Annotated in this window: 14 protein-coding genes; 3 read left to right on the top strand and 11 right to left on the bottom strand. The window is 67.3% G+C overall.

The window, feature by feature from the left end; genetic code table 11:
- Nucleotides 1–6 precede the first annotated feature (6 nt).
- The 4 genes from AADJ02_RS06535 to AADJ02_RS06550 all read right to left on the bottom strand — a co-directional run bounded on the left by AADJ02_RS06535 (nt 7) and on the right by AADJ02_RS06550 (nt 3,712).
- Nucleotides 7–1,509 carry a carnitine 3-dehydrogenase gene (locus tag AADJ02_RS06535; RefSeq protein WP_341212185.1) on the bottom strand — a complete coding sequence of 501 codons (1,503 nt, stop codon included), beginning with the start codon at nt 1,507–1,509 and terminating at the stop codon, nt 7–9.
- Between the two features lie 3 nt (nt 1,510–1,512).
- Nucleotides 1,513–2,055 (bottom strand): lipocalin family protein, encoded by a 543-nt coding sequence (locus tag AADJ02_RS06540; RefSeq protein WP_341212186.1) that lies wholly within the window; start codon nt 2,053–2,055, stop codon nt 1,513–1,515.
- Between the two features lie 94 nt (nt 2,056–2,149).
- Nucleotides 2,150–3,190 (bottom strand): aldo/keto reductase, encoded by a 1,041-nt coding sequence (locus AADJ02_RS06545; protein WP_341212187.1) that lies wholly within the window; start codon nt 3,188–3,190, stop codon nt 2,150–2,152.
- A 90-nt stretch (nt 3,191–3,280) separates the two neighbouring features.
- Nucleotides 3,281–3,712: a DsrE family protein gene (locus tag AADJ02_RS06550; protein WP_341212188.1), complete on the bottom strand. Its 432-nt coding sequence runs from the start codon at nt 3,710–3,712 to the stop codon at nt 3,281–3,283.
- Between the two features lie 151 nt (nt 3,713–3,863).
- Here AADJ02_RS06550 and metG point away from each other — a divergent pair, with 151 nt between their 5' ends.
- Nucleotides 3,864–5,579, top strand: a complete 1,716-nt coding sequence (gene metG / locus AADJ02_RS06555) for a methionine--tRNA ligase (protein ID WP_341212189.1) — start codon at nt 3,864–3,866, stop codon at nt 5,577–5,579.
- Between the two features lie 476 nt (nt 5,580–6,055).
- On the opposite strand, the gene AADJ02_RS06560 is transcribed toward metG, so the two are convergent.
- Entirely contained in the window at nt 6,056–7,177 is a 1,122-nt protein-coding gene (locus AADJ02_RS06560) for a trypsin-like peptidase domain-containing protein (protein WP_341212190.1), read from the bottom strand.
- Nucleotides 7,178–7,280: 103 nt separating this feature from the next.
- Here AADJ02_RS06560 and AADJ02_RS06565 point away from each other — a divergent pair, with 103 nt between their 5' ends.
- Nucleotides 7,281–8,075, top strand: coding sequence for a lytic murein transglycosylase (locus AADJ02_RS06565; protein WP_341212191.1), 795 nt, complete (start codon nt 7,281–7,283; stop codon nt 8,073–8,075).
- A gap of 31 nt (nt 8,076–8,106) precedes the next feature.
- On the opposite strand, the gene AADJ02_RS06570 is transcribed toward AADJ02_RS06565, so the two are convergent.
- Nucleotides 8,107–10,677 carry an ATP-binding protein gene (locus tag AADJ02_RS06570; RefSeq protein WP_341212192.1) on the bottom strand — a complete coding sequence of 857 codons (2,571 nt, stop codon included), beginning with the start codon at nt 10,675–10,677 and terminating at the stop codon, nt 8,107–8,109.
- A 52-nt stretch (nt 10,678–10,729) separates the two neighbouring features.
- Complete coding sequence (locus AADJ02_RS06575) at nt 10,730–11,305, bottom strand: oxidoreductase (protein WP_341212193.1); 576 nt, start codon at nt 11,303–11,305, stop codon at nt 10,730–10,732.
- Nucleotides 11,306–11,550: 245 nt separating this feature from the next.
- On the opposite strand from AADJ02_RS06575, the gene AADJ02_RS06580 reads away from it, so the two are divergent.
- A complete protein-coding gene (locus tag AADJ02_RS06580) occupies nt 11,551–12,159 on the top strand; it encodes a response regulator transcription factor (RefSeq protein ID WP_341212194.1) in 609 nt (202 codons plus the stop codon).
- An 89-nt stretch (nt 12,160–12,248) separates the two neighbouring features.
- Here AADJ02_RS06580 and AADJ02_RS06585 read toward each other — a convergent pair whose 3' ends face one another.
- Genes AADJ02_RS06585 through araD1 form a run of 4 tightly spaced genes read right to left on the bottom strand, consistent with a single transcriptional unit; the run spans nt 12,249 to nt 17,422 of the window.
- Nucleotides 12,249–13,745, bottom strand: coding sequence for an aldehyde dehydrogenase (NADP(+)) (locus AADJ02_RS06585; RefSeq protein ID WP_341212195.1), 1,497 nt, complete (start codon nt 13,743–13,745; stop codon nt 12,249–12,251).
- Entirely contained in the window at nt 13,742–14,686 is a 945-nt protein-coding gene (locus AADJ02_RS06590; protein ID WP_341212196.1) for a Gfo/Idh/MocA family oxidoreductase, read from the bottom strand. Before AADJ02_RS06590 ends, AADJ02_RS06585 begins: the two co-directional genes overlap by 4 nt.
- Nucleotides 14,686–16,428, bottom strand: coding sequence for an L-arabinonate dehydratase (gene araD, locus AADJ02_RS06595; protein ID WP_341212197.1), 1,743 nt, complete (start codon nt 16,426–16,428; stop codon nt 14,686–14,688). The genes AADJ02_RS06590 and araD overlap by 1 nt, the downstream gene beginning before the upstream one ends.
- A 10-nt stretch (nt 16,429–16,438) precedes the next feature.
- A complete protein-coding gene (gene araD1 / locus AADJ02_RS06600) occupies nt 16,439–17,422 on the bottom strand; it encodes an AraD1 family protein (protein ID WP_341212198.1) in 984 nt (327 codons plus the stop codon).
- Between the last annotated feature and the right edge of the window lie 3 nt (nt 17,423–17,425).

Consider the following 17,425-nt stretch of genomic DNA (forward strand, 5'->3'; position numbering starts at 1 on the left):
TCGGCCCTACTCCGCCTCGTCGGCGCCCTTGCGCTCGACCGGGCGTCCAACCGCCGCCCCCGCCCCTTCGGGTAGCGGCAGGTGCGAATGCGCCTTGGCGACACGGGCCAGCCGGTCCTGCAGGTCGGGGGGCGGCGCGGCGGCACGACGGCTCTCGAGATCGACATGCACCAGCATGTGCTCGGCGCTCGCCACCAGCCGCGAGTTCTCCCACATTCGATGGAAAATCCGCACCCGGCGCCCCTCGGCCAGCAAGAGCTGCGTGTCGAGGGTGATCCGTGCCCCGGCGTGCACCTCCGAAAGATGCCGGATATGCGTCTCGGCGGTAAAGAAGCTCTGGCCGCAGGCGATGTAGTCGGCATCGCAACCGATCAATTCCAGAAACCGGTCGGTCGCATCGCCAAAGGCCTGCAGGTAGCGGTGCTCGGTCATGTGGCCGTTGTGATCGCTCCAGTCGAGCGGCACGGCGCGTGCGCCCGTGGGCAAAGGCCCCGTGAGCGACATCGCATCAAGACCTTGAGGCGCGCCGCCCACACGGCGGTCGGCGGCATTGAGCAGCCGCCCCGCACCCCAGTCGCGCGCCTTGAGCCCGCGCAGGATCGCCACGAGGTTGGCATCGCGAATGCGCTCGAGCTCGGCGATGGAATGCGTGCCCGACTGGGCCTCGGACTGGCTGGCGATGGTCTCGACCAGCTCGTCGGTGAGATCGGGCACATCCGTGAGCTTGCTCCACGGCCATTTCAACGCCGGGCCGAACTGCGTCAGGAACTGCCGCATGCCCGCCTCGCCACCGGCGATGCGGTAGGTTTCGAACAGTCCCATCTGCGCCCAGCGCAGGCCAAAGCCATAGCGGATCGCGTCATCTATCTCGGCGGTGTCGGCGATGCCGTCGGAGACGAGCCACAGCGCCTCGCGCCAGACCGCCTCGAGCAGCCGGTCGGCGATATGCGCGTCGATCTCGCGGCGCAGGAAAAGCGGATGGCTGCCGATGTCGCGCAGTGTGGTGCGAATCCGCTCGATCCGCGCATCGCCGGTGCCGGGGCCGGTCACGATCTCGACGAGCGGCAGCAGATAAACTGGGTTGAACGGGTGGGCCACGACGATCTGACCGGGCCGGGCCGCTCCTTCGGACAGTTCCGAGGGGCGAAAGCCCGAGGTCGAGGAGCCGATGATCGCGGTTTCGGTGCAGGCCGCCTGAATCTCGGTATAGACCTTGTGCTTAAGATCGAGCCGCTCCGGCACGCTCTCCTGGATCCACTCCGCCCCTGTCACCGTCTCGGCGAGATCATCGTGAAAACTCACCGCGCCCTCGTCGGGAAGGGCCACGTCCCACAGGCCCGGCATCGCGGCGCGGGCCCGCTCGAGGATGTCGCCGATCTTGCGCGCGGCATCCGGATCGGTGTCGTGGATGCGCACGTTCCACCCCATCAGCGCGAACCGCGCGGCCCAACCGCCGCCGATCACCCCGCCGCCGATGATGGCCGCCGTCCGCGCCCCCGTGACCGCCATGACCTAGCCCCCTGGCGCGGTGGTAAGCGCGCCCGTGTCGTAGCCGTTGAAATCGAGCATCTCGCGTGCGGCGCGGTTGCGGTCGGCCCCGGCCTGACCGGGCCGGTTCATGATCCAGCCATAAGCCCCATCCGGCGCGCCGATCACCGCGGTGCGGAAATCGTCGTCGGTCCAAAGGAGCCACCACGGCTGGCCGCCGACCTCGAAGCGGCCCCGCCCCTTGGAGGTCACCGCGACAAGGCGCGCCTCGGCCTTGCCCGCGATCCGCGCCACGCCGCCGCCCGAAGCGTCGAGCTTGAGCGTCACCCGGTCGCCGGGGGCCACGGGGCCGCCGGGATAGGCCGATGCGACGAGCCAGTCGCCATTGAGATCCGACGCGCTGCCGCGCAGGCTCGACGCGATCGGCGCCGCTGAGGTGCGGAACACCGGGGCCTCGATTGTCGTCGAGGCGGGCGGCTCGGCCGCGCCGCAGGCCGCGAGCAGCACAAGCGCCGCGAGCGCACGCTTGGGCGCGAGGCGGAGCCGCGATGGTAGGGTGAGGATCACGACGTTCTCCTGATGGCGCGCGGGGTCCGCCGAACCCGCAGGGCGGGTCGGGCGGAGGTCGGAGCCCGAGCCTTGCACGGGCCCCGTTATGGGCTCAATAGGGCATCGGGTGCTGCTTATGCGCGGCGTCGATCTCGGCCACCACCTCGTCCGACACCACCACCGCGCGCCCCGCGAGGATGCGCTCGAGCTGGTTCACGTTGGTCGCGCCGAAGATCGGGCAGACCGCGAAAGGCCGGGTGCGGTGCCATGCCAGCGCCATGTGCACCGGGTCGAGGCCGTGGCGCTCGGCGATGTCGAGATAGGCCTGCGTCGCTGCGATAACCCGGTCGGTCTTGCGCCCGCCCAGATCGCCATTGATCGCAAGGCGCGACCCCTCGGGGATGCCGTTCTGATACTTGCCGGTGAGGTAGCCGCAGGCAAGCGGCGAGTAAGACAGCAGCAGCACGTCCTCGTTCACCGCCATCTCAGCCATGTCGGTGTCGTAGAGCCGCGACAGCAAGGAGTATTCGTTTTGGATCGAGGCGACGCGCGGGCCGCCCATGGCCTCGGCGCGGTCGATCCAACGCGTGGTGCCCCAAGCGCTTTCGTTCGACAGGCCAAAGGCGCGGATCTTGCCCTCGGCCACCAGATCCTTGAGCGTAGCCAACACGCCGTCCATGTGGTCGCGGGTGCGCTCGGGGTCCTGACCCGAAGGATCGAAGCTCCAGTACTGGCGGAAGTGATACGAGCCGCGCTCGGGCCAGTGCAGCTGGTAGAGGTCGATCACATCGGTCTTGAGCCGCGTGAGCGAGCCTTCGACGATCTCGCGGATATTGCCGCCGTCATAGCCCTTGCCGTCGCGTGCCCAGCCGGGGTTGGGACCGGCGGCCTTGGTGGCGATCTTGTAGGCGTCGCGCTTGCCGGACTTTTCGATCCAGTTGCCGATGAACTCCTCAGTGCGACCCACGGTCTCGGCCTTGACCGGGTTAACCGGATACATTTCGGCGGCGTCGAGGAAATCGATCCCGGCGTCGAGCGCCATGTCGAGCTGACGATGCGCGTCGTCCTCGGGCGTCTGGCTGCCATAGGTCATCGTGCCAAGGCACCATTCGCTGACCTCGAGGCCGCTGCGGCCAAGGGGGATCTTCTTCATAGCTCTCGCCTCCTGTTGCGAAGGCGAGAGCTAGCGCAGGGACCGGGTCCGAACAAGGCGGGCGATCGAAAGAGCCGCCCGCCGGTAGGCTCAGGGGCGCACGTAGGCGTAGCCCTCTTCCTGCAATTCGATCAGACGCACCACGCCCGAGGGCACGACCTTGGCCTCCTCCAGAAGCGGCACATCATGCCCAGCCTTGGCCTCCATCGCGTCGAGCGTGTTGCCGCAGGCCGCAAAGCTCAGCTGCGGCATCTCCAGCGACATCTGCGCGATGCGGTCGGCCACGGGGCTGTTCTCGACGCTCAGCATGTTGAGCCCCGGCCCGTAGGTGACGATCTCGATCACCACCTCGTCGCCCTGCTCCGCATAGTAGCTCGCGACGTTGCTGGCGTTGTTGAGCGCCATGTTCATCACCTGCGGGTCGTTTTCGTCCACGTGGATCGCCACGCGGTGGGTTTCGCCCTCGGCCAAAGCGGCGAAAGGTGCGGCGGCGAGCGCCAGCGCGAGTATCAGCGGCTTCATCATGTTCTCCCCGATCATGAATGTCCGAGGCATCGTATTCCAAAATGCGTATTTGTATATAGCCGCGCCATGAGACCCTGTCCGCAGCGCTCTGGCCCTTGGCCGCGCGCGGCGCTACACGGGGCGCGCATCAGCGAAGGACACCAGCAGCATGGCACGGCATCTCATCACCTCGGCCATCCCCTACATCAACGGGATCAAGCATCTGGGCAACCTGGTCGGCAGCCAGCTTCCCGCCGACCTCTTCGCGCGCTACCAGCGAGGTCGCGGCCATGAGGTGCTGTTTCTCTGCGCCACCGACGAGCATGGCACCCCCGCCGAGCTTGCCGCTGCCAAGGCGGGAAAACCGGTGGCCGAATATTGCGCCGAGATGCACGAGACGCAGGCCGAGATTGCCCGCGGCTTCCGGCTGTCCTTCGACCACTTCGGCCGCTCGTCCAGCGCACAGAACCACAAGCTGACGCAACACTTCGCCGCACGGCTCGACGAGGCGGGGCTGATCGAGGAGCGGGTCGAGACGCAGATCTACTCGAAGGCCGACGGCCGCTACCTGCCCGACCGCTACATCGAGGGCACCTGCCCCAACTGCGGCTTCGAGAGCGCGCGCGGCGACCAGTGCGACAATTGCACCAAGCAGCTCGATCCGGTGGATCTCATCAACCCACGCTCGGTGATCTCTGGCTCAACGGACCTCGAGCCGCGCGAGACCAAGCATCTCTACCTCAAGCAAAGCGGCATGCGCGGCCAGTTGCAGGAGTGGATCGACTCCAAACACGACTGGCCGATCCTGACCACCTCGATCGCCAAGAAGTGGCTCAACGACGGCGACGGGCTTCAGGACCGTGGCATCACCCGCGACCTCGACTGGGGCATTCCGGTCAAGAAGGGCGAGGCCGACTGGCTCGGCATGGAGGGCAAGGTCTTCTATGTCTGGTTCGACGCGCCGATCGAATACATCGCCTGCGCGCAGGAATGGGTCGATGCGGGCAAGGGCGACGACTGGGAGCGCTGGTGGCGCACCGACCGCGGCGCCGACGACGTGCGCTACACGCAGTTCATGGGCAAGGACAACGTGCCGTTCCACACCCTGTCCTTCCCGGCCACCATCCTCGGGTCGGGCGAGCCGTGGAAGCTCGTCGATTATATCAAGTCGTTCAACTACCTGAACTATGACGGCGGCCAGTTCTCGACCTCGCGCGGTCGCGGCGTCTTCATGGATCAGGCGCTCGAGGTGCTGCCTTCGGATTACTGGCGCTGGTGGCTTCTGAGCCATGCGCCCGAAAGCTCGGATTCCGAGTTCACTTGGGAGAATTTCCAGCAGTCGGTGAACAAGGACCTCGCCGACGTGCTCGGCAACTTCGTCAGCCGCGTCACCAAGTTCTGCCGCTCCAAGTTCGGCGAGGAGGTGCCGGCGGGCGCCACCTACGGTGAGCGCGAGGACAAGCTCATCGCCGACCTCGAACGACGGGTGCGCGCCTACGAGGGCCACATGGACGCGATGGAGGTGCGCAAGTCGGCGGGCGAGCTGCGCGCGATCTGGGTCGCGGGAAACGAGTACCTGCAGGACGCGGCCCCGTGGGCCAGCTTCAAGACCGACCCCGAGGCGGCGGCGATGCAGATCCGCCTCGCGCTCAACCTGATCCGGCTCTACGCGGTGCTGTCCTCGCCCTTCATCCCCGACGCCAGCGCACAGCTGCTGGAAGCGATGAAGACCGAGGACGACGCTTGGCCCGGTGACGTGGCGCAGGCGCTGTCGACCCTGCCCGCGGGCCATGGCTTTGCGGTGCCCGAGGTGACCTTCCGCAAGATCACCGACGAGGAGCGCGAGGACTGGCAGGCGCGTTTTGCAGGCACGCGAGGCGCGTAGAGCGAAAAATCGACGGCTCCCGCCAAAAAGGGCTGGATCGGACCGACAGGGGTTGCGCTAGTGTGAGCCGCGGCACAGGCACGCAGTGCTGACTGGCAGGTCGATCGGCCTAGCGCTGATGGTGCCGCTGGTGCTGCTCTGGTGTGGTTTGGCCCGTGTCTTGCCCGCCCCGGGCGACCCATGGCATGCGCTGCCGGCGCTGATCGGGGCGGGGTAGATCGCCGCCACCCTGTCGGGGTCACTGCGCCGCCGCACCGCGGCGCTGAACGGCATCAGTGTCTGGGCGCTCTTGCTCGTGCCCGGCACCGATGCCGCCATCTTCGCGCCCAAGCTTTGCAGCAGTCGGTGCCAAGACTTGCCGGGGCCGCCCCGGCGGAAATCACGGATCTGGTGCTGGGCACCTTGGCGCTGGCCGGACTGTTCGCGGCGGCGCTGGGCGGCATCCGGGGCCGACCACGATAGAACCACTGACGCGATCACCGACCGGGGCGCAGTCTCAGGGCCACTTCGCGGCGCACGCCGTCGCGCTCGAGCGTGAGCGTGACCTCTTCGCCTGCACGGTGGCGATCCAGGAGCGCCAGCAGATCGTCGAGACCCTGCACCGCTGCACCATCGAGCGCGACGATCACGTCGCCCGGCAGCAAGGTGCCGCGCGACAGCCGCGCCGGGACGATCCCGGCGGCTTCGGCCTGCGATCCCGGCGCGACCTCCAGCACCAAGACCCCCGCCAGACCCTGCCGGTTCACGGCGGCGTTGATCCGCGCGTCGAAGCCCAGCCCCAGGCTTGGCGGGGCGTAGCGCCCGGTCTCGATGAGCTGCGGCACCACCCTTGCCGCCACGGCTACCGGCACCGCGAAACCGATCCCCGCGCTTGCCCCAGAAGGCGAATAAATCGCTGTGTTCATCCCGACCAACCGTCCGCGCGCATCGAGCAGCGGGCCGCCGGAGTTGCCCGGGTTGATCGCGGCATCCGTCTGGATCAGGCCGCGGATCGTCCGCCCTGCCGTGCCCGGCAGGTCGCGCTCGAGCGCCGAGACGATCCCGGTGGTCAGTGTCCAGTCCAAGCCAAAGGGGTTGCCGATCGCCAGCACAGATTGCCCGACTTGCAGCGCCCCCTCGCCCGCACCGGGGCGCTGCAGCGGGGCGGGCAGATCGCGTCCTTCGATGCGCAACACCGCAAGATCATGGCCCGGGTCGCGGCCCACCACGCGGGCGGGCAGCGACCGACCGTCGGCAAGCTGCACCGTGGCGCGGCTTGCCTCGCGGATCACGTGATCGTTGGTGACGACATGGCCCGCGTCGTCCCACAAGAACCCCGAGCCCGAGCCCAGCGGCGTCTCGCCCGTGCGACGGGTGAAGGGATCGACGAACCGCGCCGATGTGGTGATGGCCACGACGCTATCGCGGGCGGCCTGAAACACGGCGATGGTACGGCTTTCGGCCGATGAAATGTCGAGCGGGTCGGGTGGAAATGGGGTCTGAGTCGCAGTCCGGGGCGCGGTCGGGGGCACGGCCTGAGGCGCGGAGTAGTGACGCCCGGCAAGAAAGGCCGCGATGAGCATCAGGGCAAGCACCGCCCCTGCGAGACTGGCACGCATGATCCCTCCTACCATCGGCGTTGTCGCTGCACGGGCCCGTGCTAGTTTTATCGACAAAGCGGCCCCGTCCGATGGCCGCCATCCATGTCACGGGAGTTATCCATTGCGACACGTGCTTTCTACCCTCCTCGCGCTCGGTCTCGGCGCAAGCTCCGCCGCCGCCGCGACCTGCGGCAACGACGCCTCCGGCTTTGAGCGCTGGAAACAGGATTTTGCCGCAGAAGCCGCGGCCCAAGGCGTGGGCCAGGCCGGGCTGAACGCGCTGGCCCAAACCAGCTATGCCCAGCGCACCATCAATGCCGACCGCAATCAAAAGAGCTTCAACTACTCGCTCGAGAAGTTCCTGCAGGTGCGCGGCGCCGATACCATCGTGGCACAGGGCCGCAAGAAGCTCGCCGCCAACCCCGGTTTCTGGCAGGGCCTCGAAAGCCAGTACGGCGTGCCTGCGGGCGTGCTGATCGCGATCCATGGCATGGAGACCGGCTTTGGCGGCTTCATGGGCGATTCCAACGTGCTCTCGGCGATCTCGACGCTGGCCTATGACTGCCGCCGGTCCGAATTCTTCTCGCAGCACGCGCTGGCCGCGTTGATGCTTGTGGATCGCGGAGGGGTGTCGCCCGGTTCGACCGGTGCCATGCATGGCGAGCTTGGCCACACTCAGTTCCTGCCGGGCAACATCCTGCGCTACGGCGTGGATGGCGATGGCAATGGCCGGGTCGATCTGACCAACCTGACGGACGCCATGGCCTCGACCGCCAACTATCTGCGTCAAAAGGGCTGGCAGCCAGGTGCGGGCTATCAGGAAGGGCAGCCCAACTTTGCGGTGATCCAGGAATGGAACGCGGCGGGCGTCTATCAGAAGGCCATCGCGCTGATGGCGGCGCGTATTCAGGGCTGACCTGATCGGCAGGGGTCCGGGCGGGCAGAGTTCAGATCTCTGCCCCGCTCGGCTCCAGCATGTCTAGGCGGTGCCGCGCGGCGGCGAGAGAGCGTTCAATCTGGATACCCAGTGCCGCCACCTCGTCTTGCGAGAACACCAGTGGGGCGCATTGCTCCATCTTGCCCAGCGTATCGACCGGCCCGACAAGGCCGAGCATCGCCGCCCCGCCGCGCAGCTTGTGCGCGAGAGCAACCATCCCCTCCTCGGACGGGGCTTCCCCGGTCAGGCGCGGCGCGCAGTCGCGCCACTCCGCTTCGAAGCTGCGCAATGCGCGCTCCAGATGTTCGGTCCCGAGCATGTCGACCATCTCATCGAAATCATCGATATCGATCAGGCCCGCTTCCACCTGCCCCCTCGATGGCGCGGTCTCTGCCGCGATCTCGGAATGGGGCAAGGCCACGGTCTCGGTCGCGGCGACAGTACCTGACGCTTCGAACGTGCCGAGCAGACGGCGCAGCACCGGCAGCCTGATCGGCTTGGCGTAGACCTCGTTCATACCTGCCTCGATCCCGGCAATTCGCGCCTCGGCCGATCCATGCGCGGTCAGACCGACGATCGGTGGCTGTCGGTCGGCAGGCAGGGTGTCGCGGATCAGACGCGCCGCGTCGATGCCGCCCATCACCGGCATCTCGAAATCCATCAAGACGAGATCGAAATGCTGCGCCCGCAATCGATCAACCCCCTTGGCGCCGTTCTGCGCCTCGGTGACCTCGTGGCCGAACTGCTGCAACATGCCACGCAGCACCATGCGGTTGACGGCGTTGTCCTCGATCACAAGCACCGACAGCCGCGGCGCGCCGGGAGCCGGGGCGATCGCCTCGGGCTGCGGCATCTCGAGCGGAGGCGGTACCCGGTGCAGCGGTAGCGTGAGGCGAAAGGTGCTGCCTTGGCCCGGCGTGCTGCGCACGGTGATATCGCCTGACATCAGCCGCGCCAAACGGCGCGAAATGGCGAGGCCAAGCCCGTCGCTGCGGCCTTGGCGGCCCTCGGGACGGGCACGCGTCACGAACTCGGCGAAAACCTTTTCCAGATCCTCGGGCGCGATGCCGATGCCGGTGTCGCGCACGGCGATCTCGATGCGTTCGGGCTCGAGGCTTATCGCCACCTCGATCGCGCCATGCTCGGTGAACTTGATGGCGTTGCCAATGAGGTTGGTGATGACCTGCGCGACGCGGTTCGGATCGCCCTCGTACCACAGGCCGAGATCCGTATCTTCGGCGTGCAAATCAAGCGGCAGGTCCTTTTCGGCGGCAAGCGGGCGCAGCACCGACAAAAGCCGCTGCAGCATCGGCCCCGGTGCGAAGGGCATGGCCTCGATCGTTTCCTCGCCGGTTTCGATGCGGGTGATGTCGAGCGATTCATTGACCAGTTGCAGCAGGATTTCGGCCGAGGCCAGCGCAACGCCGACCTGACGCCGTTGCTCTGGTGCCAGCTGCGAGGTTTCGAGCAGGTCGAGCACGCCCATGATGCCATTGAGCGGGGTGCGCATCTCGTGGCTCATCACCGACAGGAACCGGGATTTGGCCCGGTCGGCCCGCTCGGCGGTGTCGCGCGCGGCGATCAGCCGGGCCTGCGCGGCTTTGAGATCGGTGATGTCGCGCAGGTAGCCGATGAAAACCGGCCCCTTGGGACCCTCGACGCTGGTCAGCACGGCCTCGATGGGAAACACCTCGCCGTCGCGACGGCGGGCGGCAAGCTCGACCCGCCCCGCCCCGATCAACACGCCCTGACCGGTGCTCAGGAAATGCCGGATGCGCTCGGCGAAACTCTCGCGCCGCGTCTCCGGCACGATGGTGTCGATCACCGAACTGCCCAAGATCTCATCCTTGCGCCAGCCGAAGATCTCCTCGGCCGCCGGGTTGAAGTCGGTGATGATGCCCTGATGATCGGCCAGCACGATCGCATCGAGCGAGGAGCCGATCACCGAGTTCAGGCGCTCGGCAGTGCGCGACAGCACCCGGTCGCGCTCCAGCACCCGGCGGCGCTGCACGTCGATCAGCCGCAGCAATGCGCCCAGCAGGATCAGAAGCAGCCCACCCGCCAGCGCCGTCAGTTCGGCCTGACGGCGCACCTGATGGCGGTAGGCCTCGGCCTCCTCGGCGAGGATGTCGAGCCCGTCGAGAGACAACTCGCGCATCCTCGGCTGCACGTCGAGCGTGGCCTGAAAGACCTGCACCAGATCGGCCTCGTCCACCTCGCCGGCAAAGAGCGCGTCGACACGCGCGACGTAATCGTCGATTTGCGCCAGAATCTCCGGCACGCCAGGATAGTTGACGAGAGATCGACCGATCTTGCCGCTGCGCACCAGCCCGAGGCGGCTCAACAGGATCTCGAAGCGCAGCCGCAACCGATCGGCGTTGCTCTGGGCCTCCTGCGCCACGCCGATCACGTCGCGGGCGAAGATCGCGGTTTCAAGCTCGAGCTGCGCGAGGGTCCACTGCGTGTTGTCGATGCCCGCGCTCTCAAGCTCGCGGATCTGTCGTCCCAGCATCCAGCCCAGCGACAACACCGCCGTCAGAACGACCGCCGCGGCCAGGCCAAGCCCGGTACGCACATTCATTCGCCAACGCTCGCGTCGGAATGACCCCGGACCGTTCACCCGCCTTGTCCGTTCACTCGATCACGATCATCTGGGCAAGCTGCCAGATGCTGCGTGCATAGATGTCCTCGGTTCGGAACTGCGGATCTGCGTCGTACGGGTAGACCAGCCAGTAAGGTCCCTTGTCACGGATCGGCACGGTCTTGCCGTCGATCCGCGTCGCGATGATCGGCAGTTCCGGCCCGATCTCTCCCATGGGGATGCGGACCCGGTAATCGTTGAGCGCGACCAGCTCCAGCATCGCTTCCGGCTGCGCCACCTTCTCCCCCAGCCCCGCCTCCTCGAGCAGGACCGCCACCGGCACACCAGAGAAGGTCGACACTCCATCGGTCCAGATCGTGCTGGTTTCGAACACCAGCTGCGGCAAAGCGTCGAAGTCCTGAATATCGAATTTCATCGCGTTCCCGGCAGAGCGGCCGACCCGGAGCACGCCAGGCTCGGTCGTCGCCGCCCCCACCGACACGGGGCGCTGCACCTCGGTCACCGCGGCGTCGGTTTCCGCCCCCGAGAACATCGGCATGTTTAACCCAACGAGAGCCAGCCCCGTGAAGGTCAGCCCGACGATGGCACCTGCATAGACCATCTGCATGTCGGTTCCTTTCCAGATCCGCTACGACGCGCGCAGGATGCGCGATCGCCGTCCATTTTACGAATCCTTGTGGTGTCGGAATGGCGCGAACGTGGCGACAATTAACCAGATAAGGCGGGAGTAGACGCGGAATTATGTAGGATGGCCTCGGAATCGCCCGTTTCGTAGCTTATCTGTTCTACTAACCTGCGCTGAGACCACTCCCGCGCGGTGTGCGAAACAAAACGACATCGAGAGGACGGATCATGCGTATCCTGATCGCAGACGACCACGACCTGGTGCGCGAGATGATGGCCGCCTATCTCGAGCGCGACTGTGGCATGAAGGCCACGCAAAGCGCCAGCTTCGACGAAGCGATGACGCAGATCACCAGCAACGGCCCGTTCGAGCTGGTGCTGCTTGATTACCGGATGCCGGGAATGAAGGGGCTCGAGGGTCTGCGCGCCGCGCTTGAGGCCAGCGGCGGCAACCCGGTTGCCCTGATCTCCGGCAGCGCCGACAAGAGCGTCGCCGAGGAGGCGCTGGCCGCCGGGGCCGCAGGGTTCCTGCCCAAGACCATGTCCGCCCGCTCGATGACCAATGCAGTGAAATTCATGGTGATGGGCGAAACCTATGTGCCGGTCGACTTCATGACCGCCAAGGAGGCCGACAATCCGGCGGTGTCGCATCTGACCCCACGCGAGCGGCAGGTGCTCGAAGGCATTTCCAAAGGCAAGTCCAACAAGGAGATCGCGCTCGACCACGACATTCAGGAGGTGACGGTCAAGCTGCACGTCAAGACCCTGTGTCGCAAGATGGGGGCCAAGAACCGCACCCAGGCGGCGATGATGGCACGCGATCAGGAAATGGTCTGAGTACTACCTACGAGACTTCGAAAAAAGGCCCGGTCGCACGATGCGACCGGGCCTTTTTTCTTACCCTGCGTTGAGGCCGTGCGCCGAGGTCAGCGCAGGTCTTCGGGCAGCAGCGCCTCGGGCATGTTCTGATAGCTCACCGGGCGCAGCCAGCGCCGGATCGCCAGCGTTCCGACCGACGTCGCGCCGAAGTTGGTCGAGGCCGGGTACGGCCCGCCGTGCACCATGGCCTCGGCCACCTCGACCCCGGTGGGATAACCGTTGACGAGGATGCGCCCTGCCTTGCGCTCCAGATGCGGCACCAGCGCTTGGGCAAGTTCGGTGTCGCTTTCCTCCATCTGCAACGTCGCGGTGAGTTGGCCATGCAGGCCGGCCGCCGCACGGACCATGTCGGAGGCTTCGGGCACGCGCACGACCACGCCGAGCGGGCCGAACACCTCGTCGGTCAGATCCTCGTTCGCCTCCCATGCGGCCAGATCGGTCTCGATCAGCCACGGCGTCGCGTTGCGGCCCTCGCAGGCCTGACCAAAGCTCGCTTTCGCGGCCTTGGCCATGCGTTCGGCGCCTTCGTGAAAGGCGCGCGCGATGCCGTCGGTCAGCATCACCTGCGGCGCGCCCGCGCCCATCGCTTCGGTCGCCGCGACAACCATCGCTTCGGCCTGCGCGCCTTCGGTGACGAAGACCACGCCGGGATTGGTGCAGAACTGCCCCGCGCCCATCGACAGGGACGCCGCCCAGTCGCGTCCCATCGCCTCGGCGCGGGACTCCATCGCGCCCGGCAGGCAGAACACCGGGTTGATTGAGCCCAACTCGCCGAAGAAGGGGATCGGCTCGGGCCGCGCGGCGCATAGATCAAAGAGCGCGCGACCGCCCTTGAGAGAGCCGGTGAAGCCCACCGCTTTGATCAGCGGATGCTCGACCAAGGCCTTGCCCACCGCGAGGCCGCCGTCATGCACCATCGAGAACACGCCGCCCGGCAGCCCTTGGGCCGCCACCGCCGCCGCGATGGCCTCGGCGACGATCGCGCTCGTGCCAGGGTGGCCCGGATGGCCCTTCACCACCACCGGGCAACCGGCGGCGAGCGCCGAGGCCGTGTCGCCCCCCGCCACCGAAAAGGCGAGCGGGAAGTTCGAGGCACCGAACACGCCCACCGGGCCGATGGGCTGCTGGATCATCCGCAGGTCGGGGCGCGGCAGCGGCGCGCGATCGGGCAGCGCGGTGTCGTGGCGCCGGTCGAGATAGGCGCCGTCGCGGATATGACCCGCGAAGAGCCGCAGCTGGCCGCAGGTGCGACCCCGCTCCCCGGTCAGCCGGGCCTCGGGCAAGCCTGTCTCGGCGGTGCCGATGGCGGTGATCTCGTCGCCGCGCGCCTCGATTTCCTCGGCGATCCGCTCGAGCAGCGCCGCGCGCTCCTCGCGCGTGGTGGCGGCAAAACGCGCGAAGGCGTCCTCAGCGGCGCGCACCGCGCGGTCGATCAGCTCGGGCGTGCCCTTGGGATAGTTGCGCGCCGCTCCCGTGGCAGGCGAAGAGGCGAAGCTCTCGCCTCCGGTGACGGTCTCGCCCGCGATGATGTGGGATCCGGTCATGTCGTCTCCTTGTCGAATTCGAACGGGGCGACGGTGACCCGCCGCCCAAGCGTCAGCGCATCGGCCACATGCACCATCGGGGCGAGGTCGACCTCGCTCTCCCTTGCCGCGACCAGCTGCGCCATGCGCGCGTAAAGCGACGGGTATTCGCCCGGATGGTCAAGCAGCTTCTGCTCGGTGCCGTCGACTTCGATCCGCGCGCCACCGTCGCGCAGGGCGATCGCCCCCTTGTTGGTCTCGATCTCGATGTCCCATGTCTGCGGGCCTTCCTGCCGCCAGTCGAACACGGCACTGACATGGCCGGTGAACTCCAGCGTGGCGGCAATCGGCGTGTCGCGGTTTTCGGGGAATTCCAGCGTGGCAGAGGTGAGATGCACCGGCGCGGGCAGGATCTCGGTCAGGATCGACAGCGCGTTGATACCGGGATCGAACACCCCCATGCCGCCGGGGGCAAAGACCCAATCCTGACCGGGGTGCCATTTGCGCACGTCCTCCTTCCAGGTGATGCGCACGTCCCGCACCACCCGCTCCACCAGCCGCGACTTGGCCGCCGCGACGCCCGCCGCCATGCGGCTGTGCCAGGTTGTGTAGAGCGTGACGCCCTGCCGGGCCGCCAGTCGCTCCAGCTCATGCACCTCGGCCAGCGTCTGGCCGGGGGGCTTTTCGAGCATCACGTGCCGCCGTGCCAAAAGCGCCTTTCTCGCATAGTCGAATCGCGGCTGCGGTGGCAGGCAGAGCGAGACCACCTCGACATCGGGGCGCGCGGCAAGGAAGGCGTCGAAATCGTCATGCGCCTCGACGCCCTCAATCGAGCCGGATCGGCTTACCGTCGCGGCGAGATCCCAGTCTTCGCTGGCCGCAAGCGCGGGGACGTGCTGATCGCGGGCAATCTTGCCGATGCCAACGAGGGCGATCTTGCGGGGTGTGGTACCGTAAGCCATCAGTGGCTCTCCTTTCCGACCGCGTTGCCGCGACAGCCGACGAGAAAATCGAAATCGGCCCCCGTCTCCGGCCCCATCACCCGCTCGTGGTAGAGGCTGGCATAGCCCGAGGCCGGGGCTTGGCTGTGCGGGGTCCAATCCGCGAGACGGGCCGCCAGTTCCTCGTCAGAGATGTCGAGATGCAGGCGACGCGCGGCCACGTCCAGCTCGATCATGTCGCCCGAGCGCACCACCGCCAGCGGCCCGCCGCGCGCGGCTTCGGGCGAGGTGTGCAGCACGACCGTGCCATAGGCCGTGCCCGACATCCGCGCGTCCGAAATGCGGACCATATCGGTGATCCCGCGGCGCAGGATTTTAGGCGGCAGCCCCATGTTGCCGACCTCGGCCATGCCCGGATAGCCGCGCGGGCCACAGTTCTTGAGCACCATCACGCAGCTTTCGTCGATGTCGAGATCCTCGTCATCGATGCGTGCCTTGTAATCGTCGATGTCCTCGAACACGACCGCCCGGCCCCGGTGCTGCATGAGCGATGGCGTCGCGGCCGAGGGCTTCAGCACCGCGCCCAGCGGCGCGAGGTTGCCTTTCAGCACCGCGATACCGCCGGATTTTGCGAGGGCCTTCTCGACGGGCAGGATCACATCCTCGTTCCAGTTGCGGACGTCCCGCACCTCGTCCCAGACGGTGCCGCCCGATACGGTCCGTGCTTCGCGGTGTAACAGCCCGGCCTCACCGAGCCGCTTGATCACTACCGGCAGGCCGCCAGCGTAGAAGAACTCCTCCATCAGGTGCTTGCCCGATGGCATCAGGTTCACCACCGTCGGCACGTCGCGGCCGCAGCGGTCCCAGTCCTCGAGCGTGAGGTCGATGCCGACCCGGCCCGCGACGGCGAGCAGGTGGATCACCGCGTTGGTCGAGCCGCCGATCGCGGCGTTGGTACGGATCGCGTTCTCGAAGGCGGGCTTGGTCATGATGTCCGAGGGCTTCAGATCGTCCTTGACCATGTCGACGATACGCCGCCCCGTCAGGTGCGCCATAACGCGGCGGCGGCTGTCCACCGCCGGAATCGCGGCGTTGCCCGACAGCGCCATGCCGAGCGCCTCGGCCATCGACGCCATGGTCGAGGCGGTGCCCATGGTGTTGCACGAGCCGGGCGAGCGCGACATCGAGGCCTCGGCCTCGACGAACTCCTCGGCCGTCATCTCGCCCGCCTTCACCGCCTCGGAGAACCGCCACAAATGCGTGCCCGAGCCGACCTTTTCGCCCCGGAAATGCCCGTTGAGCATCGGTCCGCCCGAGACGAGGATCGCCGGCAGATCGACGCTCGCCGCGCCCATCAGCAGCGCGGGCGTGGTCTTGTCGCAGCCCGCCAGCAGCACCACGCCGTCCATGCATTTGCCGCGGATCGCCTCTTCGACATCCATCGCGCAGAGGTTGCGATACATCATCGCCGTCGGGCGCAAGGTGGACTCCGATGGGCTGAACACCGGGAACTCGACCGGCAGGCCGCCCGCCTCGTAGACGCCGAACTTCACCCGTTCGGCCAGATCGCGCAGATGCGCGTTGCAGGGCGTCAGCTCGGACCATGTGTTGCAGATGCCGATCACGGGCCGCCCGTCGAAGAGATCGGCGGGCAGGCCTTGGTTCTTCATCCAGCTGCGGTGGTAGATCGCGTCCTTGGACGTGCCGCCGAACCATTCCTGCGAACGCAGCTTGCGGGGCCAGGGGGCGGGGGTGAAGCTCATGGAGGGCCTTTCAAAGGGAGGTGACGCGCGCCATGCCCCGGTCGGGAGATTGGGCGAGCGGATTGGTCAGCGGCAGCCCGAAAGGCGCAGCCTCGATCTCGAAGACGTCGCCGGGCTGGGCGCGGATGCCGTCGCCGAAGCTCAGCGTCGCGGTGCCGAACATGTGGATGTGCAGATCGCCGGGCTGGCGGAAGATCTCGTATTTGAAGTGGTGGTGCTCGAGGTTGGCAAAGCTGTGCGACATGTTTGCCTCGCCCGCGAGGAAGGGCTTTTCCCAGATCACCGCGCCGTCTCGGCGGATGCGGCTGGTGCCTTGGATGTCGCTTGGCAAATCGCCCACGAGGATCTCGGGGCCGAAGCTCGCCGGGCGCAGCTTGGAATGCGCGAGCCAGAGGTAGTTCACCCGCTCGGTCACGTGATCCGAGAACTCGTTGGCCAGCGCCCAGCCGACGCGCGCGGGCTGGCCATCGGGCCCGACGAGGTAGATCCCGGCGATCTCCGGCTCCTCACCGCCATCCTCGGCAAAGCCGGGCGAGGTCAGCGGCGCGCCGGGGGCCACGGCGGAGTGGCCGGTGCCCTTGTAGAACCATTCGGGCTGCGCGCCGACGCCGCCCCCCTCGGGCTTGCCGCCCTCGAGCCCCATGCGGAACATCTTCATGCTGTCGGTCAGGGTTTCGGCATCCCCGCCCGCATGCATCGCGTCGCGGGTGGCGGCCGACCCCAGATGCGTGAGGCCGGTGCCGGTCAGGTGCATATGGCCCGGATCGGGATGGTGGATCGGCAGCAACAGCCGCCCCTCGGCGGCGAGACTCGCGAGGTCGACCGCCCGGTCCAATCCGCGCGCGCCGATCGCCTCGGCAAGGTTCGTGCCCGCCTGCAACGCCTCTTGCGCCAGCGCGTAGGTCGAGGTCGCGCCCTTGACGATGGCCGCCTCCGACCCCTCGCGCGCCACCACGGCGATGCCCGTATCCGTTCTGATCTGCGACAGCAGCATATT

The sequence above is a fragment of the uncultured Limimaricola sp. genome, assembly GCF_964022235.1.
In the GTDB taxonomy this organism is placed as follows: Bacteria; Pseudomonadota; Alphaproteobacteria; order Rhodobacterales; family Rhodobacteraceae; genus Limimaricola.